The 24,161-nt window shown below is 69.6% G+C and carries 22 protein-coding genes; 13 read left to right on the plus strand and 9 right to left on the minus strand.

Annotated elements, in window-relative coordinates; all coding sequences use genetic code 11:
• Positions 1 to 15: 15 nt before the first annotated feature.
• Both NVV99_RS07340 and NVV99_RS07345 read left to right on the plus strand, forming a co-directional pair.
• Positions 16 to 1,809, plus strand: coding sequence for an ABC-F family ATP-binding cassette domain-containing protein (locus tag NVV99_RS07340; protein ID WP_260782787.1), 1,794 nt, complete (start codon positions 16 to 18; stop codon positions 1,807 to 1,809).
• A 73-nt stretch (positions 1,810 to 1,882) separates the two neighbouring features.
• Positions 1,883 to 2,320 carry a DUF6069 family protein gene (locus tag NVV99_RS07345; RefSeq protein WP_024103215.1) on the plus strand — a complete coding sequence of 146 codons (438 nt, stop codon included), beginning with the start codon at positions 1,883 to 1,885 and terminating at the stop codon, positions 2,318 to 2,320.
• 124 nt (positions 2,321 to 2,444) lie between these two features.
• Here the strand turns inward: NVV99_RS07345 and NVV99_RS07350 are convergent, their stop codons facing one another.
• The 3 genes from NVV99_RS07350 to NVV99_RS07360 are packed head-to-tail and all read right to left on the minus strand — an operon-like array spanning position 2,445 to position 5,088.
• Complete coding sequence (locus NVV99_RS07350) at positions 2,445 to 2,780, minus strand: acyl-CoA dehydrogenase family protein (protein WP_260782788.1); 336 nt, start codon at positions 2,778 to 2,780, stop codon at positions 2,445 to 2,447.
• 2 nt (positions 2,781 to 2,782) lie between these two features.
• Positions 2,783 to 3,577 carry an enoyl-CoA hydratase/isomerase family protein gene (locus NVV99_RS07355; RefSeq protein WP_064255743.1) on the minus strand — a complete coding sequence of 265 codons (795 nt, stop codon included), beginning with the start codon at positions 3,575 to 3,577 and terminating at the stop codon, positions 2,783 to 2,785.
• Positions 3,574 to 5,088 (minus strand): acetyl-CoA acetyltransferase, encoded by a 1,515-nt coding sequence (locus tag NVV99_RS07360; RefSeq protein WP_260782789.1) that lies wholly within the window; start codon positions 5,086 to 5,088, stop codon positions 3,574 to 3,576. The genes NVV99_RS07355 and NVV99_RS07360 overlap by 4 nt, the downstream gene beginning before the upstream one ends.
• A 101-nt stretch (positions 5,089 to 5,189) precedes the next feature.
• Here NVV99_RS07360 and NVV99_RS07365 point away from each other — a divergent pair, with 101 nt between their 5' ends.
• From NVV99_RS07365 to NVV99_RS07385, 5 genes are all read left to right on the plus strand, one after another.
• A complete protein-coding gene (locus NVV99_RS07365; protein WP_024103219.1) occupies positions 5,190 to 5,798 on the plus strand; it encodes a TetR/AcrR family transcriptional regulator in 609 nt (202 codons plus the stop codon).
• A 134-nt stretch (positions 5,799 to 5,932) separates the two neighbouring features.
• The gene (locus NVV99_RS07370) at positions 5,933 to 6,415 is read left to right on the plus strand and encodes a nuclear transport factor 2 family protein (RefSeq protein ID WP_024103220.1); all 483 of its coding nucleotides are present in this window, start codon (positions 5,933 to 5,935) and stop codon (positions 6,413 to 6,415) included.
• Between the two features lie 14 nt (positions 6,416 to 6,429).
• On the plus strand, positions 6,430 to 6,864 hold the full coding sequence (locus NVV99_RS07375) for a glyoxalase/bleomycin resistance/extradiol dioxygenase family protein (protein ID WP_024103221.1): 435 nt from the start codon (positions 6,430 to 6,432) through the stop codon (positions 6,862 to 6,864).
• 25 nt (positions 6,865 to 6,889) lie between these two features.
• A complete protein-coding gene (locus NVV99_RS07380) occupies positions 6,890 to 7,561 on the plus strand; it encodes a pyridoxal 5'-phosphate synthase (protein WP_006553831.1) in 672 nt (223 codons plus the stop codon).
• A 49-nt stretch (positions 7,562 to 7,610) separates the two neighbouring features.
• Entirely contained in the window at positions 7,611 to 8,651 is a 1,041-nt protein-coding gene (locus tag NVV99_RS07385) for an enoyl-CoA hydratase/isomerase family protein (protein ID WP_024103222.1), read from the plus strand.
• A gap of 34 nt (positions 8,652 to 8,685) precedes the next feature.
• On the opposite strand, the gene NVV99_RS07390 is transcribed toward NVV99_RS07385, so the two are convergent.
• Positions 8,686 to 9,363: a hypothetical protein gene (locus tag NVV99_RS07390; protein WP_024103223.1), complete on the minus strand. Its 678-nt coding sequence runs from the start codon at positions 9,361 to 9,363 to the stop codon at positions 8,686 to 8,688.
• A 95-nt stretch (positions 9,364 to 9,458) separates the two neighbouring features.
• Positions 9,459 to 11,168: a peptide chain release factor 3 gene (locus tag NVV99_RS07395; protein ID WP_006553834.1), complete on the minus strand. Its 1,710-nt coding sequence runs from the start codon at positions 11,166 to 11,168 to the stop codon at positions 9,459 to 9,461.
• A gap of 205 nt (positions 11,169 to 11,373) precedes the next feature.
• On the opposite strand from NVV99_RS07395, the gene NVV99_RS07400 reads away from it, so the two are divergent.
• A complete protein-coding gene (locus tag NVV99_RS07400; RefSeq protein ID WP_024103224.1) occupies positions 11,374 to 13,011 on the plus strand; it encodes a fatty acyl-AMP ligase in 1,638 nt (545 codons plus the stop codon).
• 55 nt (positions 13,012 to 13,066) lie between these two features.
• On the opposite strand, the gene pth is transcribed toward NVV99_RS07400, so the two are convergent.
• The 3 genes from pth to NVV99_RS07415 all read right to left on the minus strand — a co-directional run bounded on the left by pth (position 13,067) and on the right by NVV99_RS07415 (position 15,740).
• Complete coding sequence (gene pth / locus NVV99_RS07405; protein WP_006553836.1) at positions 13,067 to 13,639, minus strand: aminoacyl-tRNA hydrolase; 573 nt, start codon at positions 13,637 to 13,639, stop codon at positions 13,067 to 13,069.
• A 95-nt stretch (positions 13,640 to 13,734) separates the two neighbouring features.
• Entirely contained in the window at positions 13,735 to 14,343 is a 609-nt protein-coding gene (locus NVV99_RS07410) for a 50S ribosomal protein L25/general stress protein Ctc (protein ID WP_006553837.1), read from the minus strand.
• Between the two features lie 218 nt (positions 14,344 to 14,561).
• A complete protein-coding gene (locus NVV99_RS07415; RefSeq protein ID WP_024103225.1) occupies positions 14,562 to 15,740 on the minus strand; it encodes an aminotransferase class V-fold PLP-dependent enzyme in 1,179 nt (392 codons plus the stop codon).
• Positions 15,741 to 15,894: 154 nt separating this feature from the next.
• Between NVV99_RS07415 and egtA the strand changes: the two genes are divergently transcribed.
• From egtA to NVV99_RS07440, 5 genes are all read left to right on the plus strand, one after another.
• A complete protein-coding gene (egtA, locus tag NVV99_RS07420; protein WP_024103226.1) occupies positions 15,895 to 17,124 on the plus strand; it encodes an ergothioneine biosynthesis glutamate--cysteine ligase EgtA in 1,230 nt (409 codons plus the stop codon).
• Positions 17,121 to 18,413 carry an ergothioneine biosynthesis protein EgtB gene (gene egtB / locus NVV99_RS07425; RefSeq protein ID WP_024103227.1) on the plus strand — a complete coding sequence of 431 codons (1,293 nt, stop codon included), beginning with the start codon at positions 17,121 to 17,123 and terminating at the stop codon, positions 18,411 to 18,413. The genes egtA and egtB overlap by 4 nt, the downstream gene beginning before the upstream one ends.
• Positions 18,406 to 19,155: an ergothioneine biosynthesis protein EgtC gene (egtC, locus tag NVV99_RS07430; RefSeq protein ID WP_024103228.1), complete on the plus strand. Its 750-nt coding sequence runs from the start codon at positions 18,406 to 18,408 to the stop codon at positions 19,153 to 19,155. Before egtB ends, egtC begins: the two co-directional genes overlap by 8 nt.
• Entirely contained in the window at positions 19,152 to 20,108 is a 957-nt protein-coding gene (gene egtD / locus NVV99_RS07435; RefSeq protein WP_006553842.1) for an L-histidine N(alpha)-methyltransferase, read from the plus strand. Before egtC ends, egtD begins: the two co-directional genes overlap by 4 nt.
• Before the next feature lie 64 nt (positions 20,109 to 20,172).
• A complete protein-coding gene (locus NVV99_RS07440) occupies positions 20,173 to 21,399 on the plus strand; it encodes an MFS transporter (protein WP_019288756.1) in 1,227 nt (408 codons plus the stop codon).
• Here NVV99_RS07440 and NVV99_RS07445 read toward each other — a convergent pair.
• Positions 21,368 to 23,956 (minus strand): LuxR C-terminal-related transcriptional regulator, encoded by a 2,589-nt coding sequence (locus tag NVV99_RS07445; protein ID WP_041803562.1) that lies wholly within the window; start codon positions 23,954 to 23,956, stop codon positions 21,368 to 21,370. The two genes, NVV99_RS07440 and NVV99_RS07445, sit on opposite strands and share 32 nt — an antisense overlap.
• Positions 23,957 to 24,161: the final 205 nt, after the last annotated feature.

Here is a 24,161-nt window from a genome sequence, read left to right on the forward strand (position 1 = left end):
AAGGCGTTCCTCCACGTGGCGAATCTCATCAACCTCGAACAGGTCTCGAAGTCGTTCGGCATCAAGCCGTTGCTCGACTCGGTGTCCCTCGGCGTGAACGAGGGGGAGCGGATCGGTGTCGTCGGCCTCAACGGCGGCGGCAAGACGACGATGCTCGAGGTGCTCGCCGGCACCGAGGAGCCCGATTCGGGCCGGGTGAGCCGCGTGAACGGTCTGCGCATGGCCGTCGTGACGCAGCGCGGCGGTCTGCCGGAGGGCTCGACCGTCGGCGAGGTGGTCCTCGGGCCGCTCGATGTGGCCGAGCACGAGTGGGCCGGTGATGCGCGCATCCGCTCGGTGCTCACCGGTATCGGCATCGACAATCTCGGTCTCGACGCGGTCGTCGACGGTCTGTCCGGTGGTGAGCGTCGCCGGGTCGCCCTCGCCGCAGCCCTCGTGCAGGATCTCGACCTGCTCGTCCTCGACGAGCCCACGAACCATCTCGACGTCGAAGGCGTGCAGTGGCTCGCCGAGCACCTGCTGTCGCGGCGCAGCGCGCTCGTCGTCGTCACCCACGACCGCTGGTTCCTCGATACCGTCGCGACGCGCACCTGGGAGGTCGTGAACGGCCGGGTCGAGAGCTACGAGGGCGGCTACAACGACTGGATCTTCGCGCGCGCCGAGCGTGCCCGCCAGGCCGACGCGATGGAAGAACGCCGCCGCAATCTCGCGCGCAAGGAACTCGCGTGGCTGCGTCGCGGAGCTCCGGCCCGCACGTCCAAGCCGAAGTACCGCATCGAGGCCGCCGAAGCGCTGATCGCGAACGTGCCGCCGCCGCGCGACTCGGTGGCGCTGGCATCGTTCGCGAAGCGCCGCCTGGGCCGCGTCGTCATCGAACTCGAGGACGCCACCCTCACCACCCCGGACGGGCGCGAACTGGTCCGCGACCTCACCTGGCGTCTCGGTCCGGGCGAGCGGATCGGTCTCGTCGGCGTCAACGGTTCGGGCAAGACGACCCTGCTGCGCACGCTCGCGGGCGAACTCGAACCGGCGCAGGGACGTCGCGTCCAGGGGCAGACCGTCGAGATCGGCTGGCTGCGGCAGGAACTCGACGACCTGCCCACCGACATGCGGGTGCTCGACGCCGTCAAGGACGTCGCCGAGCGGATCACACTGGGCGACAAGGAGATCTCCGCCGGTCAGCTCGCCGAACGTCTGGGCTTCACACCGGCGCGGCAGCGCACCCCCGTCGGCGACCTGTCCGGTGGTGAGCGTCGCCGGTTGCAGCTCACGCGCGTGCTCATGGCCGAACCGAACGTGTTGCTCCTCGACGAGCCCACCAACGACCTCGACATCGACACCCTCCAGCAGCTCGAGGACCTGCTCGACGGCTGGGCCGGAACCCTCGTGGTCATCAGCCACGACCGGTATCTCGTCGAACGCATCTGTGATTCGACGTGGGCCCTGTTCGGCGACGGCCGCCTGACGAACCTTCCCGGTGGTATCGAGGAGTACCTGCGCCGGCGCGCGGCCATGGGCGACGGCGACGTGCCGTCGGTGGCGTCGACCGTCTCGAAGACCGGTGACGCCGCCGAGCAGCCGAAGAAGCGCGACGGTGCCGCCGAACGCACCGCGCGCAAGGAACTGTCGCGCCTGGAGCGTCTCGTCGCGAAGCTGACCGAGAAGGAGGAGAAGCTGCACCACGACCTCGCGGAGGCGGCGACCGATCCTGACCGGCTGCAGAAACTCGACGCGCAGTTGCGTGAGGTGGTCGCGGAGAAGGAAGCGGCCGAGGAGCAATGGATGGAGCTCGCCGAAGATCTCGACTGAATCCTCTTGACCTCGAGTCGGCTCGAGGTCGCAGGATGGGCGTCGTCAGAAGGAACGCCCATCAGGAGGATCCATGTCCGTCACCGAAACATCCGGTACCTCTACGCATCTCCCGCAGTCCCGGCTCGCGCGTTCCGCCGTGGTGGTCGCCGCGTCCGTCGTGACCGCACTGGTGATCGACCTCGCGCTGTGGGCCGTCGGGCTCATCGCGGGTGGCTCGTTCGAACACACCGACGCCGGTGAGGTGGTGAGCGCGGCGCCCGGTGGCGTGGTTCTCATGTCCGTCGTCCCGCTCACCGTCGGTCTCGCCGTCGCGGCCCTGCTCACCCTGTGGTGGAACGGTTTCGCGCGGATCGCCCAGGTCGTCGGGGCGTTGCTGCCGCTGGCGACGATCCAGGGCACGATCTCCGCGGACTTCGACACGCCGAGCACCGTCGCCCTGACGCTGATGCACGTCGTGATCGCCGTGGTGGTCGTCGTCGCCCTGGAGATGCTCCGTGCGCGTGACTGACACGAGTAGGGGGAGGAAATATGCGCTTCCGCAAGGAAAGTCGCACATTTCCTCCCCCTGATTCGGGCAGAGGCCTACGGTCAGGTCGAAGCAGCGCTGAGCGCGGGACGCGCGAACCGCTCGATCAGGTCGTGTTGCCCGACGAGACGATGTGCGGGGTGGCGATGCCGTGGCTGAACAGCGCCGAGATCAGGCCCGACGAACCACCGGCGAGGATGATCTCTTCGAGGATCGCGAGCATGTCGAGGGCGGTGCCGCCCGGCCCGCCGTGCTCCTCTGCGACGGAGGCGCCGATCAGGCCCGCGTCGGCGGTCTTGCGATGCAGTTCGCGCGGGATCTCGCCGGCGCGCTCCCATTCGTCGAGGTGGGGGACGATCTCCTTGCGGGTGAAGTCGGCGGCGAGTTGACGAAGTGCCTTCTGCTCGTCGTTGTCCCAGCGGATCACTTCGGTGGTGGTCATGCCTATTCGCCCTTCCAGACGGGTTCGCGCTTCTGTATGAAGGCCATGACGCCTTCGAGGGTGTCGGCGCTGGTGGTGAGACGTGCGAGGGCTTTGTCGGTGAGTTCCCAGGGCAGGTCCTCGGCGGGGACGTTGCCGTCGATGATGCCGCGGGCGACGGTCTTGCTGGCCTGCACGGCGAGCGGGGCGCCCTTCGCGATGTCGGCGGCGAGAGCGAGAGCGGTGTCGAGGACCTCGTCCTGTGGGACGACCCGGTTGACGAGGCCCCAGCGCAGCGCGTCGGCGGACGACATCGGCTTGCCCGTCAGGACGAGTTCCATCGCGACGGCGCGGGGGATGGCCTGGCCGATGCGGAACACGCCGCCGGCACCGGCGATCAGGCCGCGGTGCACCTCGGGCAGACCGAATTCGGCGGTTTCGGATGCGACGACGAGATCGCTCGCGAGGGCGAGTTCGGTGCCACCACCGAGTGCGGTGCCGTTGACCGCGGCGATGACGGGCTTGGAGATGTGGTGCTTGACGACACCGGCGAAGCCCCAGTGGGCGGTTTCGGGCGGGGTGACGCCGTCCGGTCCTTCGGTGCCGAGGGCCTCGAGGTCGGCGCCGCCGCAGAAGACGGCGCCGCCTGCGCCGGTGAGCACCACGACGCGCACGTCGCGGTCCTCTTCGGCGCGGTCCCAGGCCTCACCGAGTGCCTGGTGCACGTCGGCGTTGATGCTGTTGGCCGCCTTGGGGCGGTTGATGGTGACGAGCAGGACGTGCTCGCGCTTCTCGACGTGAACGACGGGTTCGCTCACGACCGGTACTCCTCGGGGCACAGGTGTTCGATGCGGGTGACGGTGAGAATGCCGCCGTCGTCGGTGACGTGGACGGTCTCGCCGACGATGTCGGCTCCGGCGGCGAGGACTGCGGCGCCGGTGGCGTCGGTCTGGCCGGAGACACGCCGGCCGTCGGGGGTGAGGCCGACGAGGAAACCGATCGACGGGTTGCCGTCGCGACCGAATTCGGCCGTGGCGGTGACAATCTGGACCTCGCCGCTGTAATCGGTGGCTGTCTCCGGCGCGGACGGCTCGAGCAGCACGTGCTCGGGGTCGCCGACGTAACCGTCGGTGTGCGGCGCGCAGCCGAGGACCACGACGTGCTGGTAGGTCAGGTAGCCACCGTTGCCGTGCACGAGGGCGAGCTCGCCGTCCTGGCGCAGCCGCTTGGCCACCGACACCACCGAGTGCAGCGTGTAGCTGTTGAGCGGGCCGCCGAACAAGGAGTGGCCGCCGGTCACCGACGGGACGGTATCGCGGGGGAGGCCGAGCTGCTCGATGAGCAGTTTCGGGACCACGGGGAAGCAGCTGTAGGCGTCGATGATGTCGAAGTCGCCGGGACGCAGGTCGCTCGCCGACAGCGTGCGCCGCAGCGCATCGTCGAGTGCGGCGGAGCGTCCGAAGTCGCCGCGGGCGAGCACGTCCGAGGGCTCGGTCGCGCCGGCGCCGCCCCACACGTAGAGCAGGTGGTCGTCGGGGACACCGAATTCGCGGGCCACGGCGAGCGAGGTGACGACCACGGCAGCGGCCTGGTCGACGAACGGCATCGCGTTGACCATCAGCGGGTACGGGTCGGTGACGAGGCGGTTCTTGCCGGCGATGGTGCGGATGTCGTCGGCGGTGCGGCGCTCGGGGTTCCAGGACGCCGGGTTCTCGGCGGCGAACTCGGAGAAGGCGGCGTACAGCGTCGCCGACCAGTCGAGCGACTTCTCGCGCGAGTGCCCGAGATCGTGGCTGAGCCGGTTCTCGAACAGCGGGTAGACCCGCGTGGGGACGATCATCCCGGCGCGCTGCATCGCGGGGCTGCCGAGGTCCTTGTTGCTGATAGGCGCGGGGCCGCCCGGGGCGGTGGTCCATCCCAGCGTGACCGGATCCGTTCCGGCCTTGTACGAGTTGGTCGCCGAGGCCTGCGCCTCGCCGCCGACGAGCAGCGCGACGGTGCTGGTGCCCGCGGCGATGTCGTGGCCGATGCGATCGAGCAGGGCCGCCGGCCAGTGGCCGCCGATCGGCGTGGTCGACGTGTGCTCGGGCGTCGCGCCGAGACGTTCGGCGAGCAGGCCCGGCAGGTCGTCGTAGTTCCAGCTCGCGGTCTTGATCGCGTGGATGGTGTCGATCCGCGTGGCGAGATCGGCGCCGGAGTCGGCGATCGCGGCGAGGGTGGCCTCGTGGATGAGGTCGAGCGGTTCACGCGGGTCGGCGGGCGCACCGGCACGGCCGGAGCGCAGGTCGCCGACGCCGATCACGACGGGAACCCGAGTGGGGTCGGTCATGGCGTTCCTTCGGTCTGCTCTTGGGGGAGGAGGACGCCGCCAGCTTAATGCGGACGATTTCAGTCTGTAAATCGAGGAGTGGTCTGGCACACTTTCCCGACGTGACCGAAGCACCCGCACCGCGCCGCCGCGGACGCCCCCGCGACGCCGACCTCGAGGACCGCGTGTTCGACGCCGTGCTCGAGGTGTACTCCGAGACGAGCTGGCGTGGTTTCACGCTCGACGCGGTCGGACGACGCGCGCGGGTGGGGCGCGCCGCCCTCTACCGCCGGTGGTCGAGCAAGGACGACCTGCTGGTCCAGGCCCTCGAAGCGCGCAGCCCGCTGCCCGTGCCCATCGACACCGGCGCGCTCCGATCCGATCTCGTCGAACTCGCCCGGCAGCTGTTGCGCGGTTACCGGACCACCCCCGGCCTGGTGAGCCTGCGCGTCGCGCTCGACGCCCGTGCCAACCCCGAACTGCTCGCCCGGCTGATCCACACCCTCAACCGCAGCCGCGTGCTCGCGGCGCGCACGATCGTGCACCGCGCCGTCGAGCGCGGCGAACTCCCCGCCGACACCTCGGCGACGCTGCTGCTCGAAATGGTCACCGGCACCGTGCTCAGTCATGCCCTCTTCGCGTTGGCCACCCCGGACCAGAACGTAGACGACGACTACGCCGAACTCGTCGTCGACGCGACCATCCGCGCGCTGCGTCGTCCCGAGTCGTGACCGCCACGCCCTCCCGTGACCGAATCGCGATCGAATGCTGCCTGGTAACAGTGTGATTCCGGCCGTCTGCGCCGGTCGTCCGGGCTAGCCTGGAATGCGAATACTCGCAGGGGGGCGCCAATGGGAGGCCGACGATGGATGTGCAGGCGGTAGCGGAGATCACGCGGCTCAAATACCGTTATGCGCGAGCGCTCGATACGAAGGACTGGGACGAGCTGGCGAACACCCTCACCCCCGACGCACACGCCGTCTACGGGGAGCATCTCGTTTTCGACTCACGCGACGCCTTCATAGGTTTCCTCGAGAACACGCTGGGAACGCGCTTGATCACGGAGCACACCTGTTCCCATCCCGAGATCGACATCGCCGACGACGGCCGCAGCGCCACCGGGGTGTGGTTGCTGTCCGACACCGTGATCATCCCGGAGGACGGGATGATGTTGCGCGGCTCGGCCTACTACCACGATCGGTACAGCCTCGGCGACGACGGATGCTGGCGGATCAGCCGCACCGGATATCAACGCAACTGGGAGACGGTCACATGCATGGGCGACTCGCCTTCGGTCCGGTTGACGACCAATCGATGGGCGCTGCTGCAGCAACCGAAAGCGTCCTGAGCGGGAACGACGAGATGGTCTCGGAGGGTTCCGGCGATTTTCCCCGTCCGGGGGCGCTGCCCTATCTGACGGTGCCGCGGGCCCACGAGGCGATCGAGTGGTACACCCGGGTCTTCGGAGCCTCGCTGACCGCCGAACCGGTCGTCATGGACGACGGTCGCGTCGGGCACGCCGAACTGCGGTTCCCCAGCGGAATGATCTATCTCGCAGACGAATTCCCCGAACTCGGACTCACGGCGCCGCAGGAGGGGGCGGTCTCGGTGAGCCTGATGCTCGAGGTGGCCGACACCGACACCGTGCTCACCCGCGCCCGTCTGGCCGGCGGTTCGGTCGAGAGGTGGATCAACGAGGCCCACGGTCATCGCAACGCCACCCTGCTCGACCCCTTCGGGCATCGCTGGATGCTCGTCGGCCCGCTGACCGGCAAGCTGCCGCCACCTCGGGAGTGAGCTCCCGAATCGGTACCATGCGGCGATGAGTGAGATCGCGCGTCGCAGTGAGTTTCCCGATACCCGCGGCTGGATCCGGGCCCTGCCCACCCTCACGGCGTCCGCGCCGCCGTTCGCACCGGCCGCGACGCCGCAGGAGACCTTCCTCCGCTGGCTCACCGAGGCGGCCGAGGCCGGCGTCGCCGAGCCGCACGCAGCGACCCTGTCGACCGTCGACCCGTCCGGGACGCCCGACGCGCGCATGCTGCTGATCAAGGACGTCACCGACGACGGCTGGTGGTTCTCCGGCGACGACCGTTCCCCGAAGGGCCGCCAGCTCGACGCGACACCGGCCGCCGCGCTCACCGTGTACTGGCGCGAACTCGGCCGGCAGGTACGCGTGCGCGGACCCGTCCTGGCCGGCCCACCCGAGGTGTGTGCCCGCGACTTCCGGGAACGATCGGTCTTCGCCCGTGCCGTCGCATCCACGGGACACCAGAGCGAGGTCCTCACCGATTCCGCCGAGTACGACGACCTCGTACGGGAACGCCTGACCGCGCTCGAACACGATCCGGACCTCGTCTCGCCGCACTGGACGGCGTGGTGCGTCGCCGCTGAGGCCGTGGAGTTCTGGCAGGCGGATCCCGGCCGGCGGCACCTGCGGTATCGCTACCGGCGTGCGGGGGACCGGTGGGTCACCGAGGAACTTCATCCGTGACGTGTCGCGTGGCCGGGACGAGTCGCCCGCGACCGGTAGGCTCCCGCCCGTGAACGAGTCCTTCATCCGCACACGCGTCGCCAACGGAGTCGGCGAAGTGCAACTCGACCGTCCCGGTGCGCTCAACGCGCTCGACCGGTCGATGATCCGCGACATCCGCTCGTCGCTTCTCGCCTGGCGCGACGACCCGGCCGTCACGGCCGTGCTCGTCACCAGCACGTCCGACCGCGCGTTCTGCGCCGGTGGCGACGTCAAGCCGGTGCGCGAGCTGGCCCTCGAGGGGCGCTTCGACACCGTCCGCGAGTACTTCGCCGACGAGTACCGCCTCGACGAGCTGGTCGCCACCTACCCGAAGCCGTATCTCGCGGTCCTCGACGGCGTCACGATGGGCGGCGGGCTCGGTATCTCGGTGCATGGCGCGGTGCGCGTCACCACCGAGAAGACCACGATGGCCATGCCCGAGACGGCCATCGGGTTCGTTCCCGACATCGGGTCGAGCCACTTCCTCCCGCGCCTGCGCGGCACCACCGCGCGGTGCGATGCGGTGGGGATGTATCTCGGACTCACCGGCGCCCGCATCGATGCCGGCGACGCGCTGGCCGTCGGCCTGGCCACGCATTACGTGCCCAGTGCCCGCATCGACGACTTCGCCGACCGCATCCGCACCGGGCAGTGGCGCGACGCCCTCGACGAGTTCGTCGAACCGACCCCCGAATCCTCCCTGGCGCAGCGTTTCCCCGACATCGAGACGGTGTTCGGCGACGGTACGGTGCTCGACATGGTGACCCGCCTCGACAGCCTCGCCGACATCGACGCCGAGTGGGCCGAGCAGACTCGCACGGCCCTGCGGTCGTTGTCGCCGACGAGCGTGTGGGCCACGGCCGAACTGATGCGACGCGGTGCCGAGAGCACGCTCGAGGAATGCTTCGCCCGCGAACTCGACGTCGCCGTGCGCGTCGCCGCGACGCCGGACTTCATCGAAGGTGTACGCGCCGTGCTCGTCGACAAGACCCCCGACCCGCAGTGGTCGCCCGCGACGCTCGAGGACGTCGATCCGGCGGCGATCGCCGCACTGTTCGGCGACGGATAACCCGCGACCTGCCCGTCTCTACCGGGCGTGACCTCTACCGGGCGTGACGCTGCGGTACCTGCAGGTCGACGACGATCGGCTGCCCACCGAGGGTCGCGTGGATCTCGGGCTTCTCGAGTCCACCGGCCAGCAGGTACTCGCCGAGCAGCGTGAGCAGTTCATCGTTGTCCGCTATCGGGTCGCCGTGCGATCCGGTGCTACGCGGGTCGCCGTGCGCTCCGGTGCTACGCGGGTCGCCGTGCGCTCCGGTGCTGCGGGAGTCGCGGGAGGTCAGTTCGTTCTGTGCGAGTCGCGCGGCGATACGCACCGACGCCACGCCCATCGAATTGCGCCGTGACGGGACCGGACCCGGTGCGGTGATCGTGCCCAGGCTCTCGGTGGCCGTCGGGGTCGTCGTGGTGGTGGCGGGCCCACTCGCGGAGCCGTTCGTGCCGGTGCTGCTCACCAGGGTCGTTCCTTCCTCGGAATTGCCGGCGCCCACCCCGCCGGCCGGGTCACCTTCGAGCGACGATGAATCCCCCACGCTCATGCGGTGTGTTCCGGGATCCGGCGTGCTCGTCAGCGGGGTACTGCTCGGAAGAGGAGTGCTCGGCAGCGGGTAGACGAAGGTGCCCGAGCGCTTCGCGCGTCCGGATCGCCTGCTCGTATCCGCCGTCCCACCGGACGACAGGTCCTCACCGGCTGCGGCCGGTACGTCGTCGTTCATCGACACAACTCCTGATTCCACCCGAATACGTCGGATCGACGAAAGGGAAAGTATCAGTAAAATCCGCTGGACGCACTATCCGTCCGGCGTTGCCGGGACGCTCAGTCGGTCGCCGCGACCAACGGTTCGAGAGTCAGCTCCGGCAACTCCTTGAGGATGTACTGCAGCCGCCACTTGTCGCTGACGAGAGCGAGGAGCACGCCGTCCGACCGGGTGAACACCTCGACGCCGCGCTGGCGGTTCAGTTCGTCGGCCGAAGCCGCATCGGTGCGACGCGCGAGCGAGTAGCCGAGATGCTCGATCTTCGGGTCGACGTTGTACTCGGCCTTCATCCGCGCCGCGACCACCTCGAACTGCATCGGACCCACGGCCGCCATCACCGGCGACGCGTCGCCGCGGACGTCGTTGCGGAGGATCTGCACGACGCCCTCGGAATCGAGCTGGTCCACGGCCTTGCGGAACTGCTTGTACTTCGAGGCGCTCTCGGCCCGCAGGATCGCGAAGTGCTCGGGCGCGAACGACGGAATGGGCGGGAACTCCACCTTCTTGTCGATGTAGAGGGTATGCCCCGGCGCCAGCGCGGTGGCGTTGACCAGGCCGACGACGTCGCCGGGATAGGCGTTCTCCACCGTGGAACGTTCGCGGCCGAAGACCGTCAGCGCGTACTTGGTGGCGAAGGGCTTACCGGTCTGCGCGTGCGTGACGACCATGCCGCGCTCGAACACACCCGAGACGACACGCATGAACGCGAGCCGGTCGCGGTGGGCGGTGTCCATGCCGGCCTGCACCTTGAACACGACGGCGCTGAACGGATCGTCGACCTCGCGAGCGGTCTCGTCGATGGCGAGACGGGCACGCGGTGGCGGTGCGAGCGTGACCAAGGTGTCGAGGATTTGCCGCACACCGAAGTTGAGCATCGCCGACGCGAAGATCACCGGCGAGGTCTGCCCGGCGAGGAACAATTCCTGATCGTGATCCTGGCCGTTGGACGACAGCAGTTCGGACTCCTCGGCGGCCTCGACCCAGGTGTCGCCCTCGAGGGCGAGCGCCTCGGCGGGGGACAGATGCTCCTCGGGCGCGATCTTGGCGCCACCGGCCGTGCGGGTGAACTTGATGTACTCGGCCGCGTCTCCGTCCTCGCCGCGACGCAGCAGACCGCGGAAGTCGCCGGCGATGCCCACGGGCCAGAACAGGGGAGTCGGCATCAGGCCGATGCGCTCGTCGATCTCGTCGAGCAGTTCCAGCGGCGTCCGGCCCGGTCGGTCCCACTTGTTGATGACGGTGACCACGGGGATGCCTCGGTGGCGGCACACCTGGAACAGCTTCAGGGTCTGCGGCTCGAGACCCTTCGCCGCGTCGATGAGCATGACGGCGGCGTCGACGGCGGTGAGGACGCGGTAGGTGTCCTCCGAGAAGTCGGAGTGACCGGGGGTGTCGACGAGATTGACGACGTTGACGACCTCGTCGTCGGTGCCCGCGACGTCCGAGCGGGTGTAGTTGAACTGCAGGGCCGTGGAGCTGACGGAGATGCCGCGGGCCTTCTCCATCTCCATCCAGTCGGAGACCGTCGACTTGCGGCCGGCCTTGCCGTGGACCGCGCCGGCCTCGGAGATGACCTTCGCGTGCAGGGCGAGCGCCTCGGTGAGCGTCGACTTACCGGCGTCGGGGTGGGAGATGACGGCGAAGGTGCGTCTGCGCTCGGCTTCGGCTCTGACCTCCTTCGCGGCCCCGGGCTTCGCTGTGCCGGAGGACTGCGCAGGCTCCGTCGTGCCGGTGGATTGACTGTCGGCCGAAGCGTGCGGGGTGCTCAACGGGAAAAACCTCTCGAAGGGGGCAGGGAGTAGGGGCGCTATCGCCGCCAACTCGTCCATGTTACTCGGCGATTCGGTGTCGATTTCCGCCAGATTCGATCACGTTTCCCCGAGGCCGCCCCATACCGACCACTCGACGGAGCACGCTGATGTGCAACTACCGGATCTTGATCGAGGTCGTGCACCACCGGACGAGGAGCGGGTCGTGAGCAGGTTCACCGAGGAGATGTACGCGACGGCGGAGTCGGACACCGGGGCTCTGGTCACCGGCGAACCGGATACGCCGTTGCGGCAGAACTGGGGAGAGATCCACCGGCAGGCCCGCCGCATGGCCGGCGCACTGGCCGCGGCGGGTATCGGACCCGGCGACGCGGTGGGTGTCCTCGCAGGACAACCGGTGGACATCGCACCGGTCTGCCAGGCCGTGTGGATGCGCGGCGGAAGCGTGACGATGCTGCACCAGCCCACGCCGCGCACCGACCTGCAGATGTGGTCGCGCGACACCGAGGTGGTCCTGCGGATGATCGACGCCCGCGCCGTCGTGCTCGGCGCACCCTTCGAGATCGCGGAGCCGCTGCTGCGCGAGCGGGGCATCTCCGTCGTCACCGTGGAGCGGATGCGGGAGGGGAGGCCCGTCGATCCCGTCGACACGGCGGAGTCCGACATCGTGCTCCAGCAGCTGACGTCCGGGTCCACCGGCTCGCCGAAGGCGGTGCGGATCACGCACGGCAACTTCTACGCCAACGCGACGGCGATGATGGACCGCGTCAAGTTCTCGCTCGACGACGACGTCATGATCAGCTGGCTGCCGCTGTTCCACGACATGGGCATGGTGGCCTTCCTCAGCGTCCCCATGCAGGTGGGCGCCGAGGTCGTGTCGGTCACGCCGCTGGACTTCCTGCGCTCTCCGATCCTGTGGGCGGAGCTGATCAGCAAGTACCACGGAACGCTCACCGCAGCACCGAATTTCGCGTACTCGTTGCTGGCCCGGAAGTTGTCGCAGGCGCCGGACGGCGCGCTCGACCTGTCGTCGATGCGCTGGATGTGGAACGGCGCCGAGCCGGTCGATCCCGACACGATGGAGGCCCTCGCGGAGGCCGGGGAGCGCTTCGGTCTCGACCCGTCCGCCCTCGCGCCCTCCTACGGGATGGCCGAGACCACGCTCGCGGTGTCGGTCCCCGATCCGGGACGCGGGGTGGTGCTCGACGTGGTGGACCCCGACCTGCTCGAGGCCGGCGGGATGGCCGTGCCGACCAACCGCACCCACACGCGCCGCATGCCCACCCTCGGCCGTCTCGTGGCCGGTCTCGAGGGCCGGGTCGTCGGCCGTGACGGACAGGTGCTGCCACCCCGCGGCGTGGGCATCATCCAGTTGCGCGGCGAGGCCGTCACGCACGGCTATCTCACCGTGGACGGACCCGTACCCGCGCAGGACGCCGACGGCTGGCTCGACACCGGCGACGTGGGTTACTTCACCGAGGAAGGTCTCGTCGTGGTGTGCGGCCGGGTGAAGGACGTCATCATCATGGGCGGCCGCAACATTTATCCCACCGACATCGAGCGAGCGGCGGGGACCGTCGACGGGGTGCGTCCCGGCAACGCCGTCGCCATCCGGCTCGACGCGGGGGACAAGCGCGAATCGTTCGCGGTGGCCGTGGAGACCAAACTCTTCGACCACCCCGACGAGGTGCGCCGCATCGAACACGACGTCGTGCACGCGGTGGTCGCCGAGGTGGGCGTGCGGCCCCGCACGGTCGCGGTACTCGGTCCCGGCAGCATCCCGAAGACCTCCTCGGGCAAGCTGCGTCGCGGCACCTCGCTGGCACTGCTGACGCGGGCCTGACCACCGCGCCACGCGACGCCGCTGCGACCGCGCCGGCCTCGGCGGAGGCGGGCGGTCAGTGGATGCGGTTCTGGGCGCCCTCGAGGCCGAGCCTCAGCAGCAGTTCGACGGCGTCGGCGCCTTCCTCACACCACACGTCGAGTTCCTTGCGTTCGGTCGCCGAGAACGGCTTGAGCACGAAGTCGGCGGGATCCTGGCGGCCGGGAGGGCGGCCGATGCCCATCCGGACCCGCAGGTAGTCCTTGGTGCCGAGCGCCGACGAGGTCGACCGCAGGCCGTTGTGCCCGTTCTCGCCACCGCCGAGCTTGAGCCGAATCGTGCCGAAGTCCAGGTCGAGTTCGTCGTGTAGGACGATCACGTTCGAGGGATCGACCGAGAAGAACTTGGCCAGGGAGGCGACCGGACCGCCGGACAGGTTCATGTAGGTGCGCGGCTTCGCGATGATCACCTGCCGCCCGTCGAGCCGGGCCTGCACGATGTCGGCGTTGCTGCGCTTGTGCGCGGAGAACTTGCCGCCGACGCGTCCGGCCAGCACGTCGGCCACCATGAATCCGATGTTGTGCCGGGTGTTCTCGTACTTCGGGCCGGGGTTGCCGAGACCGACCACGAGCGCGGCGTCGTCGCCCACGAACTGATCCTTCCGTGCATTCGAACGACGTGCGGCGCGCCACCCCGAAGGGATGACGCGCCGCACGAGTGACTTCACAGGGAGCCGGTGAAGGCTCAGGCCTCCTCGGAGGCCTCTTCTGCGGTCTCTTCGCCCTCGGCGCCTTCCAGGGCGTCGGCGGAGGGAGCCTCGACGATGTTCACGAGCAGCAGCTCGGGATCGTCCTGCAGGGTCGCGCCGGCGGGCAGCTCGACGCCACCGGCCAGGATCTGGGTGCCGGCCTCGGCGCCCTCGATCGAGACGGTGATCTCCTCGGGGATGTTCAGGGCGTCGGCCTCGAGCTTGATCGTGTTGACCTCGTTGACCACCAGCGTGCCGGAGCCGGCCTCACCGGAGAGGACGACGGGCACCTCGACGGTGACCTTCTCGCCCTTCTTCACGACGAGCAGGTCGGCGTGCTCGATGTAGCGACGGATGGGGTGGACGACGACCGACTTGGTCAGCGCGAGCTGATCCTCGCCGTCGACGTCGAGGGTGAGGATGGCGTTGGTGCCGTGGTTACGCAGCACGGCTGCGAACTCGAGGTCGGGGAGGGCGAGGTGCCGGGGCTCGGTGCCGTGGCCGTAGAGGACGGCGGGGACCTGGCCGGCGCGACGGGCGCGGCGTGCGGCACCCTTGCCGAACTCGGTGCGGACGCTGGCTACGAGACGATTCTCGTCGGACATGATGTGACGGCTCCTACGCTGGTGGCACTTGGTGGTCGGGTGTTCTCGAACGAACGGATCCGACACGTGCGACCGGGGAGCACATTGCTTCCGTCGCAGCCGCGTCGATCACGGTGATCCAGCGATATTGCGGTTCACCCTCGCCGAGACAACTCGAACCACTTTACCGGACGACGTCGATCAGGGACAAACAGCCCTGTCGTCGACGCGCGTGAGCTTCACGACCGGGCGATGTCGTGCACCGAGGCGAGGAACCTGTCGACGTCGGCGGGGGAGACGAAGTAGTGCGGCGACGCCCGCACCACCGACTGCAGGTCGCGCGAGGTCATGTCCAGCAGCGTCGAACTGCGGCTGCTGACCGTGACCGTCACGGACCGCTCGGCCAGGGCGTCGCGGACCTCCCGCGGGTCGCGGCCGTCCACGGTGAACGAGACGATGCCGCTGCGCTGCTCGCCGAGGTCGGTGACGGTGACGCCGTCGATGCCCGCGAGCCCCTCGCGCACGTGCCCGGCCCGGTAGGCCACCGCCTCGGCCACGGCGTCGACACCCAGATCGAGGAGATAGTCCACGGCCGCGCCGAGCCCGAGCCGGGCCGCCACTCCGGCCTCCCACATCTCGAAGCGGGTGGCGTCCGGAGCGAGTTCGTAGCTGTCGGCCGAGGTCCACGAGGCGCTGTGCAGGTCGAGAACGGCCGGTTCGAGTTCGCTCACCAGGCGCGGCCGCACGTAGAGGAAACCGGTGCCGCGCGGCCCGCGGAGCCACTTGCGCCCGGTGCCCGACAGTGCGTCGACATCGAGTTCGGGCACGCTCACCGGCAGCTGCCCCACCGACTGGCACGCGTCGAGCAGCACGAGCGCCCCGACCGCGTGCGCGGCGTCGGCGATCTCCCGCACCGGGTTGACCAGCCCGCCGTTGGTGGGGGCGTGCACCACGGACACCAGCCGCACCCGTTCGTCGAGCATCCCCTCGAGCGCCTCGACGTCGACGCGGCCGGACGGATCGGACGGAACGACCTCGACGGTGGCGCCGGTCGTCCGCGCGCGCTGCAGCGCGGCGATCGCGTTCGCGGCGTATTCGGCCTGCGAGATCAGGATGCGGTCGCCGGGTCGCAGCGGCACCGCGTAGAAGAAGGACGTCCACGCCCGCGAGGCGCCGTCGGACAGTGCGAGGGAGGTCTCCGGCACGTCGAACAGGCGGCCGAGCGAGGTCTTCACGGCCGTCAGGTCGTCGAGCCGTTCGTCGGCCGCCACGTACCCGCCGATCTCGGCCTCGCGGCGCAGGTGCGCGAGCATCGTCTCGAGCACCGGTGCCGGGGGCAGCGACGAGCCGGCGCTGTCGAGGAAGACCCGGTCGAAGCATCCCGGTGTGTCGCGTCGGGCAGCCTGGAGGTCCAGCACGGGCCGCTCACCTCCTCCGTCGTCCGTATCGTCGGGGTCGAGCCTGCCCGGTGGAGTGCGTTCGCGCACGCACCGGTGCGTTATCCGCGCGTCGTGTCCCCCGGCGGGTTAGTCTCGACCGCAGACCTGGCGCACCGGCCGAGGGGGTGGACGAATGGCAATGGCAGTCGATGCCGCAGCCTCCCGTGCCCGCAAGGAACTCGGCTCCCGAGCAGCAGCGGAGGACCACGTCCGCAGCAGGGCATTCCGGCTGGGAATCCCCAGGCTGATCGGGGTCGAGCTCGAATGGCTCACCGCGCGGGCCGACGGCACCGAATCGCGTCCCGAACTCACGAGGCTCGTCGAGGCCCTCGGGCCCCACGCGCCGCGCACGGTGGCGCCGTCGTCGTCGGCCCGTCCCCTGCCGTCGGGCAGCGCGGTCAGCGTCGAGCCGGGTGGTCAGATCGAGCTGTCGAGCGTGCCGTGCACTTCGGCACGGCAGGTGTGCGATCGGCTCACGGCCGACCTCCGCATGCTCCGGGCGTTGCTGGCCCGCCGGTCGGTGACCATGCTCGACCGCGCCGCCGACGAGGTGCGGCCTCCCCACCGTCTGCTGCGCACCCCGCGCTACGGAGCGATGGAACTCCGCTACGACCGGATCGGCCCGATGGGCCGGTTGATGATGAACAGCACTGCGTCCATACAGGTTTCCGTCGACGCGGGACGCGACGAGGCAGAGGTGGTGCAGCGCTGGGAGTTGCTCCACGCCATCGGCCCGGCGATGATCGCGGCCTTCGCGTGCTCGCCCCGGCTGCGAGGTGCTCCGGAGGGCGACTGGGCGTCGCAGCGGATGCGCACGTGGCTCGAACTCGATCCCGCCCTCGGTCACGTCGACCATCCCGCCGACTACCCCGCATGGGTGCTCGACGCACCGCTGACCTGCGTGCGTTCGGAAATGCCCGAATGGTACGCACCGCCTGGCGCCACCTTCGCGGCGTGGCTCGCGGGCGAGCTCGACGCCGACATCCACCGTCGACCCACCATCGACGACCTCGACTACCACATGACGACGCTGTTCCCGCCTGTTCGTCCGTGCGGGCATCTCGAGGTGCGTTATCTCGACGCCCAGCCGGCCGAGTCGTGGCAGGTGCCCGTCGCGGCTCTCGAGGCGTTGCTGTCGGCGCCCGAGGTCTCCGCGGAGGCGTGCGCGATCGCCGCGCCGGTGCGCGACCAGTGGTCCGAGGCGGCCCGCGTCGGTCTCGCCTCGCTCGAATTGCGTGCTGCCGCAGCGGGTTTGCTCTCGCTCGCGGCGGAGTCCTCCCGCGACATGCGGTTCACCGCGGCGCTCGACGCGGCCGCGGCACGGTGCCTGCGCGGTCTGGCGCCGGGTGAGGAGGTGCGGTGACACCTGCTCGTGTTGCGCTCAGGCGGCACCTCGAGCGGGCGCGTGCCCGCACCGAGGTACTCGCCTCCGTGCCGGAACAGGATCTCACCGCACAACATTCGCCGTTGATGAGCCCGCTGGTGTGGGATCTCGCGCACATCGCCAACCAGGAGGAGCGCTGGCTCGTGCGGGTCGCGGGCAGGCGCCCTGCGGTTCGCGGCGACATCGACGATCTCTACGACGCGTTCCGGCATCCCCGCGCGACCCGCACGGGGCTGCCGCTGCTCGACCCCGACGCCGCCCGCCGTTACGCGCGTGCCGTCCGCGAGCTCACCTGGGATGTGCTCGAAGACAGTGCATTCGACGACGATCTGACCCGCGAGGGTTTCGTCTTCGCGATGGTCGCGCAGCACGAACAGCAGCACGGCGAGACGATGCTCGCGACGCACCAGTTACGGCAGGGTCCACCCTTGCTCGACGCGCCGGAAGCGCCGCGCACCGGAACCGTCCGCGACACCGAACGTGTCCGGATCCCCGCCGGCGCATTCGAGATGGGCACGTCCACCGATCCGTGGGCCCTCGACAACGAGCGCCCGGCACACGTCGTCGAGGTGCCGGAGTTCGAACTCGACGCGGTGCCCGTCACCAACCGCCGTTACCTCGGGTTCGTCGAGGACGGCGGGTACGAGCGGCCCGAACTGTGGAGCGAGGCAGGTTGGCAGCACCGCCTCGACGCCCGTCTCGAGGCCCCGCAGTTCTGGAGTCGCGACGAAACCGGATGGAGCCGAACGGCCTTCGGCCGCACGGTGCCGCTGCACCCGGACGAGCCGGTCGTGCACGTGTGCTTCCACGAGGCGGAGGCGTTCGCCCGCTGGGCCGGTGGACGTCTTCCGACCGAGGCCGAATGGGAGAAGGCGGCACGCTGGGATCCGGCCACCGGGCTCAGCCGCCGATTCCCGTGGGGCGACGAGGATCCCGGTCCCGACCACGCGAATCTCGGACAGCGTCATCTCGGTCCCGCCGTCGTCGGCGCGTATCCGCAGGGAGCGTCACCGCTCGGGGTGCACCAGCTGATCGGCGACGTCTGGGAGTGGACGTCCACACCGTTCACCGGTTATCCGGGCTTCCGCGCGTTCCCGTACCGCGAGTACTCGGAGGTCTTCTTCGGCGACGGACACCGGGTTCTGCGCGGAGGCTCGTTCGGAACCGACGAGGTCGCGTGCCGCGGAACCTTCCGCAACTGGGATCTGCCGATCCGCCGTCAGATCTTCTCCGGGCTCCGCGTCGCGTACGGGACGGGCGATGTGTAGACATCTGGCGTACATCGGGCCGGAGACGAACGTCGCGGCACTGCTGGCCACCGGAACCAACTCGCTGCTCCGCCAGTCGTGGGCGCCCACCGACATGCGTGGGGGAGGCACGATCAACGCCGACGGATTCGGTGTCGGATGGTGGAGTGCCGAGGGCACCTTCGGGCGCTACCGGTCGGCGTTGCCGATCTGGTCCGATCCCTTCGTCGGTGAAGGCCTGACGTCGATACGGTCGCGCACCGTCGTCGCCGCGACCCGCTCGGCCACCGAGGGGATGCCCGTCGAACGGTCGGCGGCCGCGCCCTTCTCCGACGACCGGTGGGCGTTCAGTCTCAACGGTGTCGTCCGGGGCTGGCCGGGATCGCTCGTCACCCTCGCCGGCGCGCTTCCCGTCGCCGAACTGCTGCAGCTCGAATCACCGACCGATGCTGCCACGCTGTGGCTCCTGCTCCAGTCGCGCCTGCGCTCGGCCGATCCCGAGCCGGCGCTGATCTCACTCGTCCACGACGTGCTGGAACTCGCACCGGAATCACGGTTGAACATGTTGCTGTGCAACGAATCCGGGATCTGGGCCACCGCCTGGTACCACTCGCTGTGGACGTTCGTCGACGAGCAGGTCGCGATCGTGGCGTCCGAACCGTTCGACGACGACAGCCGCTGGAAACCCGTACCCGACCGGCATCTCGTCGCCGCGATGCCGGGCAAACTCATCGTCTCACCACTGGAGGTCGGTTCACCGTGATCGTCGACGTGCATCTGCGCCCCGAGGACCTCGACGCCAAACTGCGCGAGGACGCACGGCGCGGACTCACGTCCGATCCCAAGTACCTGTCGCCGACCTGGCTGTACGACGCGCGGGGCAGCGAACTGTTCGACGAGATCACGCGACTGCCCGAGTACTATCCGACACGCACCGAATTCGCACTGCTGCGACAGCACGCCGCCGACTTCGCCGATGCCGCCCGCCCCGAGATGCTCGTCGAACTCGGCTCCGGGTCGTCCGAGAAGACGCACGTGCTGCTCGACGCCCTCGAACCGTATCTCCACACCTACGTGCCGCAGGACGTCTCCGAACCGGCGTTGCGGTCGGCCGTCACCCGGCTGGCGGCGGAGTATCCGAACCTGACGGTGCACGGGGTTGTCGGCGACTTCACCGATTCGCTCACGCATCTGCCGGCCGGCGGGAAACGCGCGATCGCGTTCCTCGGCGGCACGATCGGCAATCTCGTCCCGAGCGAACGCGCACAGTTCCTCGCCGGGACGGCCGCGATCCTCCATCCCGGCGAGTGGCTGCTCCTCGGCGCCGGTCTCGTCATCGACCGCGACACCCTGATCGCCGCCTACGACGACGCGGCCGGCGTGACGGCGGAGTTCGACCGGAACGTCCTGCGGGTGCTCAACGACCGGCTCGGCGCCGACTTCGATCCCGCCCGGTTCGTGCACCGCGCCGTCTGGGACCCGGAGAACGAGTGGATCGAGATGCGCCTCGAGGCGACCGAGGCGATGGACGTGACGATCCCGGGCCTCGACCTGCAGATCTCCTTCGCCGAGGGTGAGCAGATCCGGACCGAGATCTCCGCGAAGTTCCGCCTCGTCGGAATCTCGCAGGAACTCGCCGACGCGGGATTCGTGGTCCGGCACGAATGGGTGGATCCGGACGGACGGTTCGTCCTGCTCGCCGCCTCCCGGGAGTAGTCCTCGAAAGGCGGCCGACGAGCCGATTCGACTTCCGACGCGCCCACACGGGACGCTGGAGGACATGGCGTCCTCCCGTCCCGTCCTGACGACCCCGGTCCTGTTGCTCATGGCCGTGGCGACGGGTCTGTGCGTGGGTGGCAACTACTTCAACCAACCGCTGCTCGACTCGATCGCCGAAGCACTGGACACCTCCCGATCGGCCGCCGCCTCCACCGTGACGGTCGCGCAGGTCGCCTATGCTCTCGGCCTGCTGTTCCTCGTGCCGCTCGGCGACATGTTCCCGCAGCGGCGGCTGGCGGTGATGCTCATGCTGGCCGCGGCGGCGGGGCAGGGGCTGAGCGGATTCGCGCCGAACATCGGGGTGCTCGTGGTGGGCACCGCTGTCGCCGGTCTGTTCTCGGTGGCCGCGCAGGTGCTGGTGCCGTTCGCGGCGACCCTCGCGACGCCGGAATCGAGGGGTCGCGCGGTCGGCACCGTGATGAGCGGGCTGCTCGTCGGGATCCTCGTGGCCCGGAGCGTCGCGGGCATCCTCGCCGAACTCGGCGACAGTTGGACGACGGTCTACCGGGTGAGCGCGGTCGCGATGGTGATCGTGGCGCTCGCGTTGTGGCGGGTGCTGCCGGCGACGCCACCGGTGGTCCGTCAGGGTTACGGCAGCACGCTGCGATCACTCGGGACGTTGATCGTCACGCATCCTCGCCTGCGCACCCGGACCCTGCTCGGCGGGCTGGGTTTCGCGTCGGTGGGCGCGCTGTTCTCGACGATGGCGTTCCTGCTGTCCGACCCGCCCTTCGGCCTCGACGACCTGCAGATCGGGCTCGTCGGGCTGGCCGGGGTGGCCGGTGCGTTCGCCGCGACCGCGGCGGGCCGGCTCGTCGACCGCGGTTACGGACCGCCGACGACGGCGGTGGGAGTGTTCACGCTGATCGCGTCGTGGGCGGCGCTCGCGGCGGGTGCGAGCTCGCTGGTGTGGTTCGTCGTCGGGATGCTCGTCGTCGACCTCGCGCTCAACCTCGTGCACATCACCAACCAGAACATCGTGTACGCCCTCGACCCCGACGCCCGCTCGCGCGTCAATTCCGTCTACATGACGGGCTACTTCATCGGTGCGGCGTCCGGTTCGGCGCTCGGCACGATGGCGTGGAGCGCCGGCGGGTGGACCGCGGTGTGTGTGCTCGGTGTCGGACTGGCGGCGCTCGCGGGTGTCGTGTGGGCGCTCGATCTTCGGCTCACCGCCCGGATGCGTGCGCGTTCGGCTACAGCGACCGGCGGACCGGCAGCAGCCTGAGATCGCGCGCCCGGCCGATGGCTTCCACCCGCGTGTGCACGCCGAGCTTGCGGTAGATGCTGCGCAACTGGGTCTTGATCGTGTTGTGCGAGACGAACAACTTCTTCGCGATGTCGGCGTGCGTCGATCCCAGCGCCAGCAACTCCAGCACGTCCGTCTCCCGCCGGGACAGTTCGACATGGGTGACCGGTTCGGTGAAGACGGACCCGATCGCCTCGTCCGGGACGGTGAGACCGCCGGGCTCCGCGAGACGCGCGGCGACACCCTCGGCCAGAGTGGTGAAGGCGCGGCGGTTGCCGAGGGCCTCGGCGAGCGTGCAGGCCCGCTGCCAGCTGCGGACCGCGGCGTCCTTCTTGTCGAGATCGAGGTGGGCGCTCGCCTCGATGAGCAACGCCTCGACATGTGCGCGCGGGAAGCCGCACTCCGTCCACGGAACACGCTTGAGCTTCTTGAGCGCGATCTCCGGATGACCGGTGAACAGTTCGACACGCGCGTTCGTCACCACGAGCATCGGATGGGTCTGCGGCGACTCCTCGGCGAGGGCGCGCGCGAGGTTGCCGTTGCCGAGCGCCAGCTGCAGGTCGATCTCGGCGGCCCCGAGCAGAATGCGCGAGAACGCGCCGCGGTCGAACAGATCGTGGTGTGAAGCGATGAGCCGGTGCAGTTCGGTGAGTCCGTCGTAGGCGTTGCCCGCCGCCAGGTTGTAGTAGGCCCGGCCGTAGGCGACGAATCCCCAGAGTTCCTCCGAAACCCGCGGGACACCGAGCTCGTCGAGATATCCGACGGCACGGTCGAGCTCGAGCGAGTCGAGGTGGACGAGCGCGGACGCCACGAGACCACCCACCTTGACCATCTCGCCCCAGCGACCCTCGGTGGGCTCGGCGTTGCTCTCGATGCGCAGCCATTCCCGGGCGCGCGGATTGTCGCCCGTCACCGCCCAGTTCAACGCCGAGCTGCCCGCGGCGTTCTGGATGACGAAGGCGATGTTCACGGCGTACGCACCGCGGTAGGCGCGGCGGAAGACGGTGGTGGACTCGGTCAGATATCCGGCGAGCTGGAGCGTGATCGCCCACTGCACGCGCAGCAGCGGCAGTTGCGGACCGAGATCGTCGGGCCGGTGTTCGAGGATCGAATCGACGAGCGGACGCAACAGCAGCGTCAACCGCGCGGCCTCACCGAATTCGCCCGAGACCCGCAGGGTCAGGGTCTGCACCGTCGCGACGTAGAGGGCCTGCGCGGCGCCGGGTGTCTTCCCGAGCTCGGTGAGTTCGTCGGGATCCGCGGGCAGGGAGGCGTGCAGGATCGAATGTTCGTCGAGCATCTGTGTGAACAGCGCGCGACCTGCCTGGACCGACGGATGGTCGCCGAGCTCCTGGTCGGGGATCTGCCGGAGCACCTTGACGAGAACGTCGAAGGAACTGTCGACCATGCGCGCCCAGGATTCCTCGACGATCGCCACGGCGGTCTCCCAGTCGCCGGCCTCGACGGCATAGATCGACGCCTCGGCGGGCCTGCCGGCGTCGCGATGGGCCCGGGCGAGTTCGACGAGCAGGGCGTCGACACGTCCGGGTTGCTCTCGGCGGGAGATGTCGAGCACGCACGAGCGGACGGCGTCGGGCCACCGCCACGCCCGGGGATCGTCGAAGGGCGAATCCGTCAGGAGGCCGGCCGCGGCGAGCGTCGCGAGTGCGGCCTCGGGGTCCGCCGCGCCCGTCAGTTCGGCCGCCCGCTCGGCGGTGACGCTGTGGGCAGCGGCGACCGAGAACGCGAACTCGCGGTGCGCGTCGTCGAGTTCGTCGAGCCGGCTCTCCACATACGTCCGCACGAGGCGGGCCAAGGCCGGGGTCGGCAGTCCACGGGAGTCGATCAGGCGCTGGGGCCGGCTCCGGGCGACGGCCGCGGCCGCCGAGACCAGGGTGGGCACACCACCGAGCACGCGACACACGACCTCGCACTCGCTGTCGGAGCGCTCCGGTCCGGCGTCACACAGCAGTGTCGCCGTCTCCTCGATGGTGAACGCGAGATCGGCCGCCGGGACGTACGTGGAGTCGATCCCGCGGAGGACGACCTCGGTCATGTCGGTGCTGTTTCCCGGCAGGCAGACGATCGCATCGAGCAGGGGGCACCGGTCGAGCAGCCGAAGGGTTGCTTCGAGCACCTCGGCCGAGTTCTGCGGCGACACACAGGCGAGCACGAGCAGGCAGGGCGACCCCAGATCGCGGAAGGTACGGACCACGCGCTCGAACGGGGAATCGTCGGGACCGCCGCCGGCGACCTCGACGGCCGGGTGATCGGCGAGGACCGCGAGCACATGTTCGGGCAGGTCGCCGTCGCCGGACGCCGTGAGTTCGGGAACCCAGACGATCGTGTGGTCGGGTGCGCCGCCCCGATGGAGCCATCCCGCGATGAGCGTCCGCTTGCCGAAACCCGGGGGAGCGTCGATCACCGTCAGCGTGGAGCACCGGTCGAGACACGCGAACAATCGGGGTCGCGCCAGAGCCGAGGACAAGGAACGCCACGCGGGTGCACCGACGCGAGGGGAGTCGGAAACACTCACGCGCACTCCTTCGGAAGGCTTCAGCCCGGATCTGCACAGGCGGGAAGGCCCGAGCAGTGCCCCCGACAGGCTCTTGGTCGATCACAGACTACCTGGTCCGTTGTCGTGAGGTGCGGTAACGACAACCGTCGTGACGTGCGGTAACGACGGCAGCCCCGGCACCGGACCGTCGAGCGGACTCGACGGAGCGGGACGGGGCTGCGGT

Origin of the sequence: Rhodococcus sp. PAE-6 (assembly GCF_025290685.1) — a bacterium.
GTDB classification, from domain to species: Bacteria; Actinomycetota; Actinomycetes; order Mycobacteriales; family Mycobacteriaceae; genus Rhodococcus; species Rhodococcus pyridinivorans.

Bases quoted from the DNA above. Each gene is read 5' to 3' on its own strand.
- NVV99_RS07345 (WP_024103215.1), top strand. From the start codon at position 1,883: ATGTCCGTCACCGAAACATCCGGTACCTCTACGCATCTCCCGCAGTCC.
- NVV99_RS07350 (WP_260782788.1), bottom strand. From the start codon at position 2,780: ATGACCACCACCGAAGTGATCCGCTGGGACAACGACGAGCAGAAGGCA.
- NVV99_RS07360 (WP_260782789.1), bottom strand. From the start codon at position 5,088: ATGACCGACCCCACTCGGGTTCCCGTCGTGATCGGCGTCGGCGACCTG.
- NVV99_RS07370 (WP_024103220.1), top strand. From the start codon at position 5,933: ATGGATGTGCAGGCGGTAGCGGAGATCACGCGGCTCAAATACCGTTAT.
- NVV99_RS07375 (WP_024103221.1), top strand. From the start codon at position 6,430: ATGGTCTCGGAGGGTTCCGGCGATTTTCCCCGTCCGGGGGCGCTGCCC.
- NVV99_RS07380 (WP_006553831.1), top strand. From the start codon at position 6,890: ATGAGTGAGATCGCGCGTCGCAGTGAGTTTCCCGATACCCGCGGCTGG.
- NVV99_RS07410 (WP_006553837.1), bottom strand. From the start codon at position 14,343: ATGTCCGACGAGAATCGTCTCGTAGCCAGCGTCCGCACCGAGTTCGGC.
- egtA (WP_024103226.1), top strand. From the start codon at position 15,895: ATGGCAATGGCAGTCGATGCCGCAGCCTCCCGTGCCCGCAAGGAACTC.
- egtC (WP_024103228.1), top strand. From the start codon at position 18,406: ATGTGTAGACATCTGGCGTACATCGGGCCGGAGACGAACGTCGCGGCA.
- NVV99_RS07440 (WP_019288756.1), top strand. From the start codon at position 20,173: ATGGCGTCCTCCCGTCCCGTCCTGACGACCCCGGTCCTGTTGCTCATG.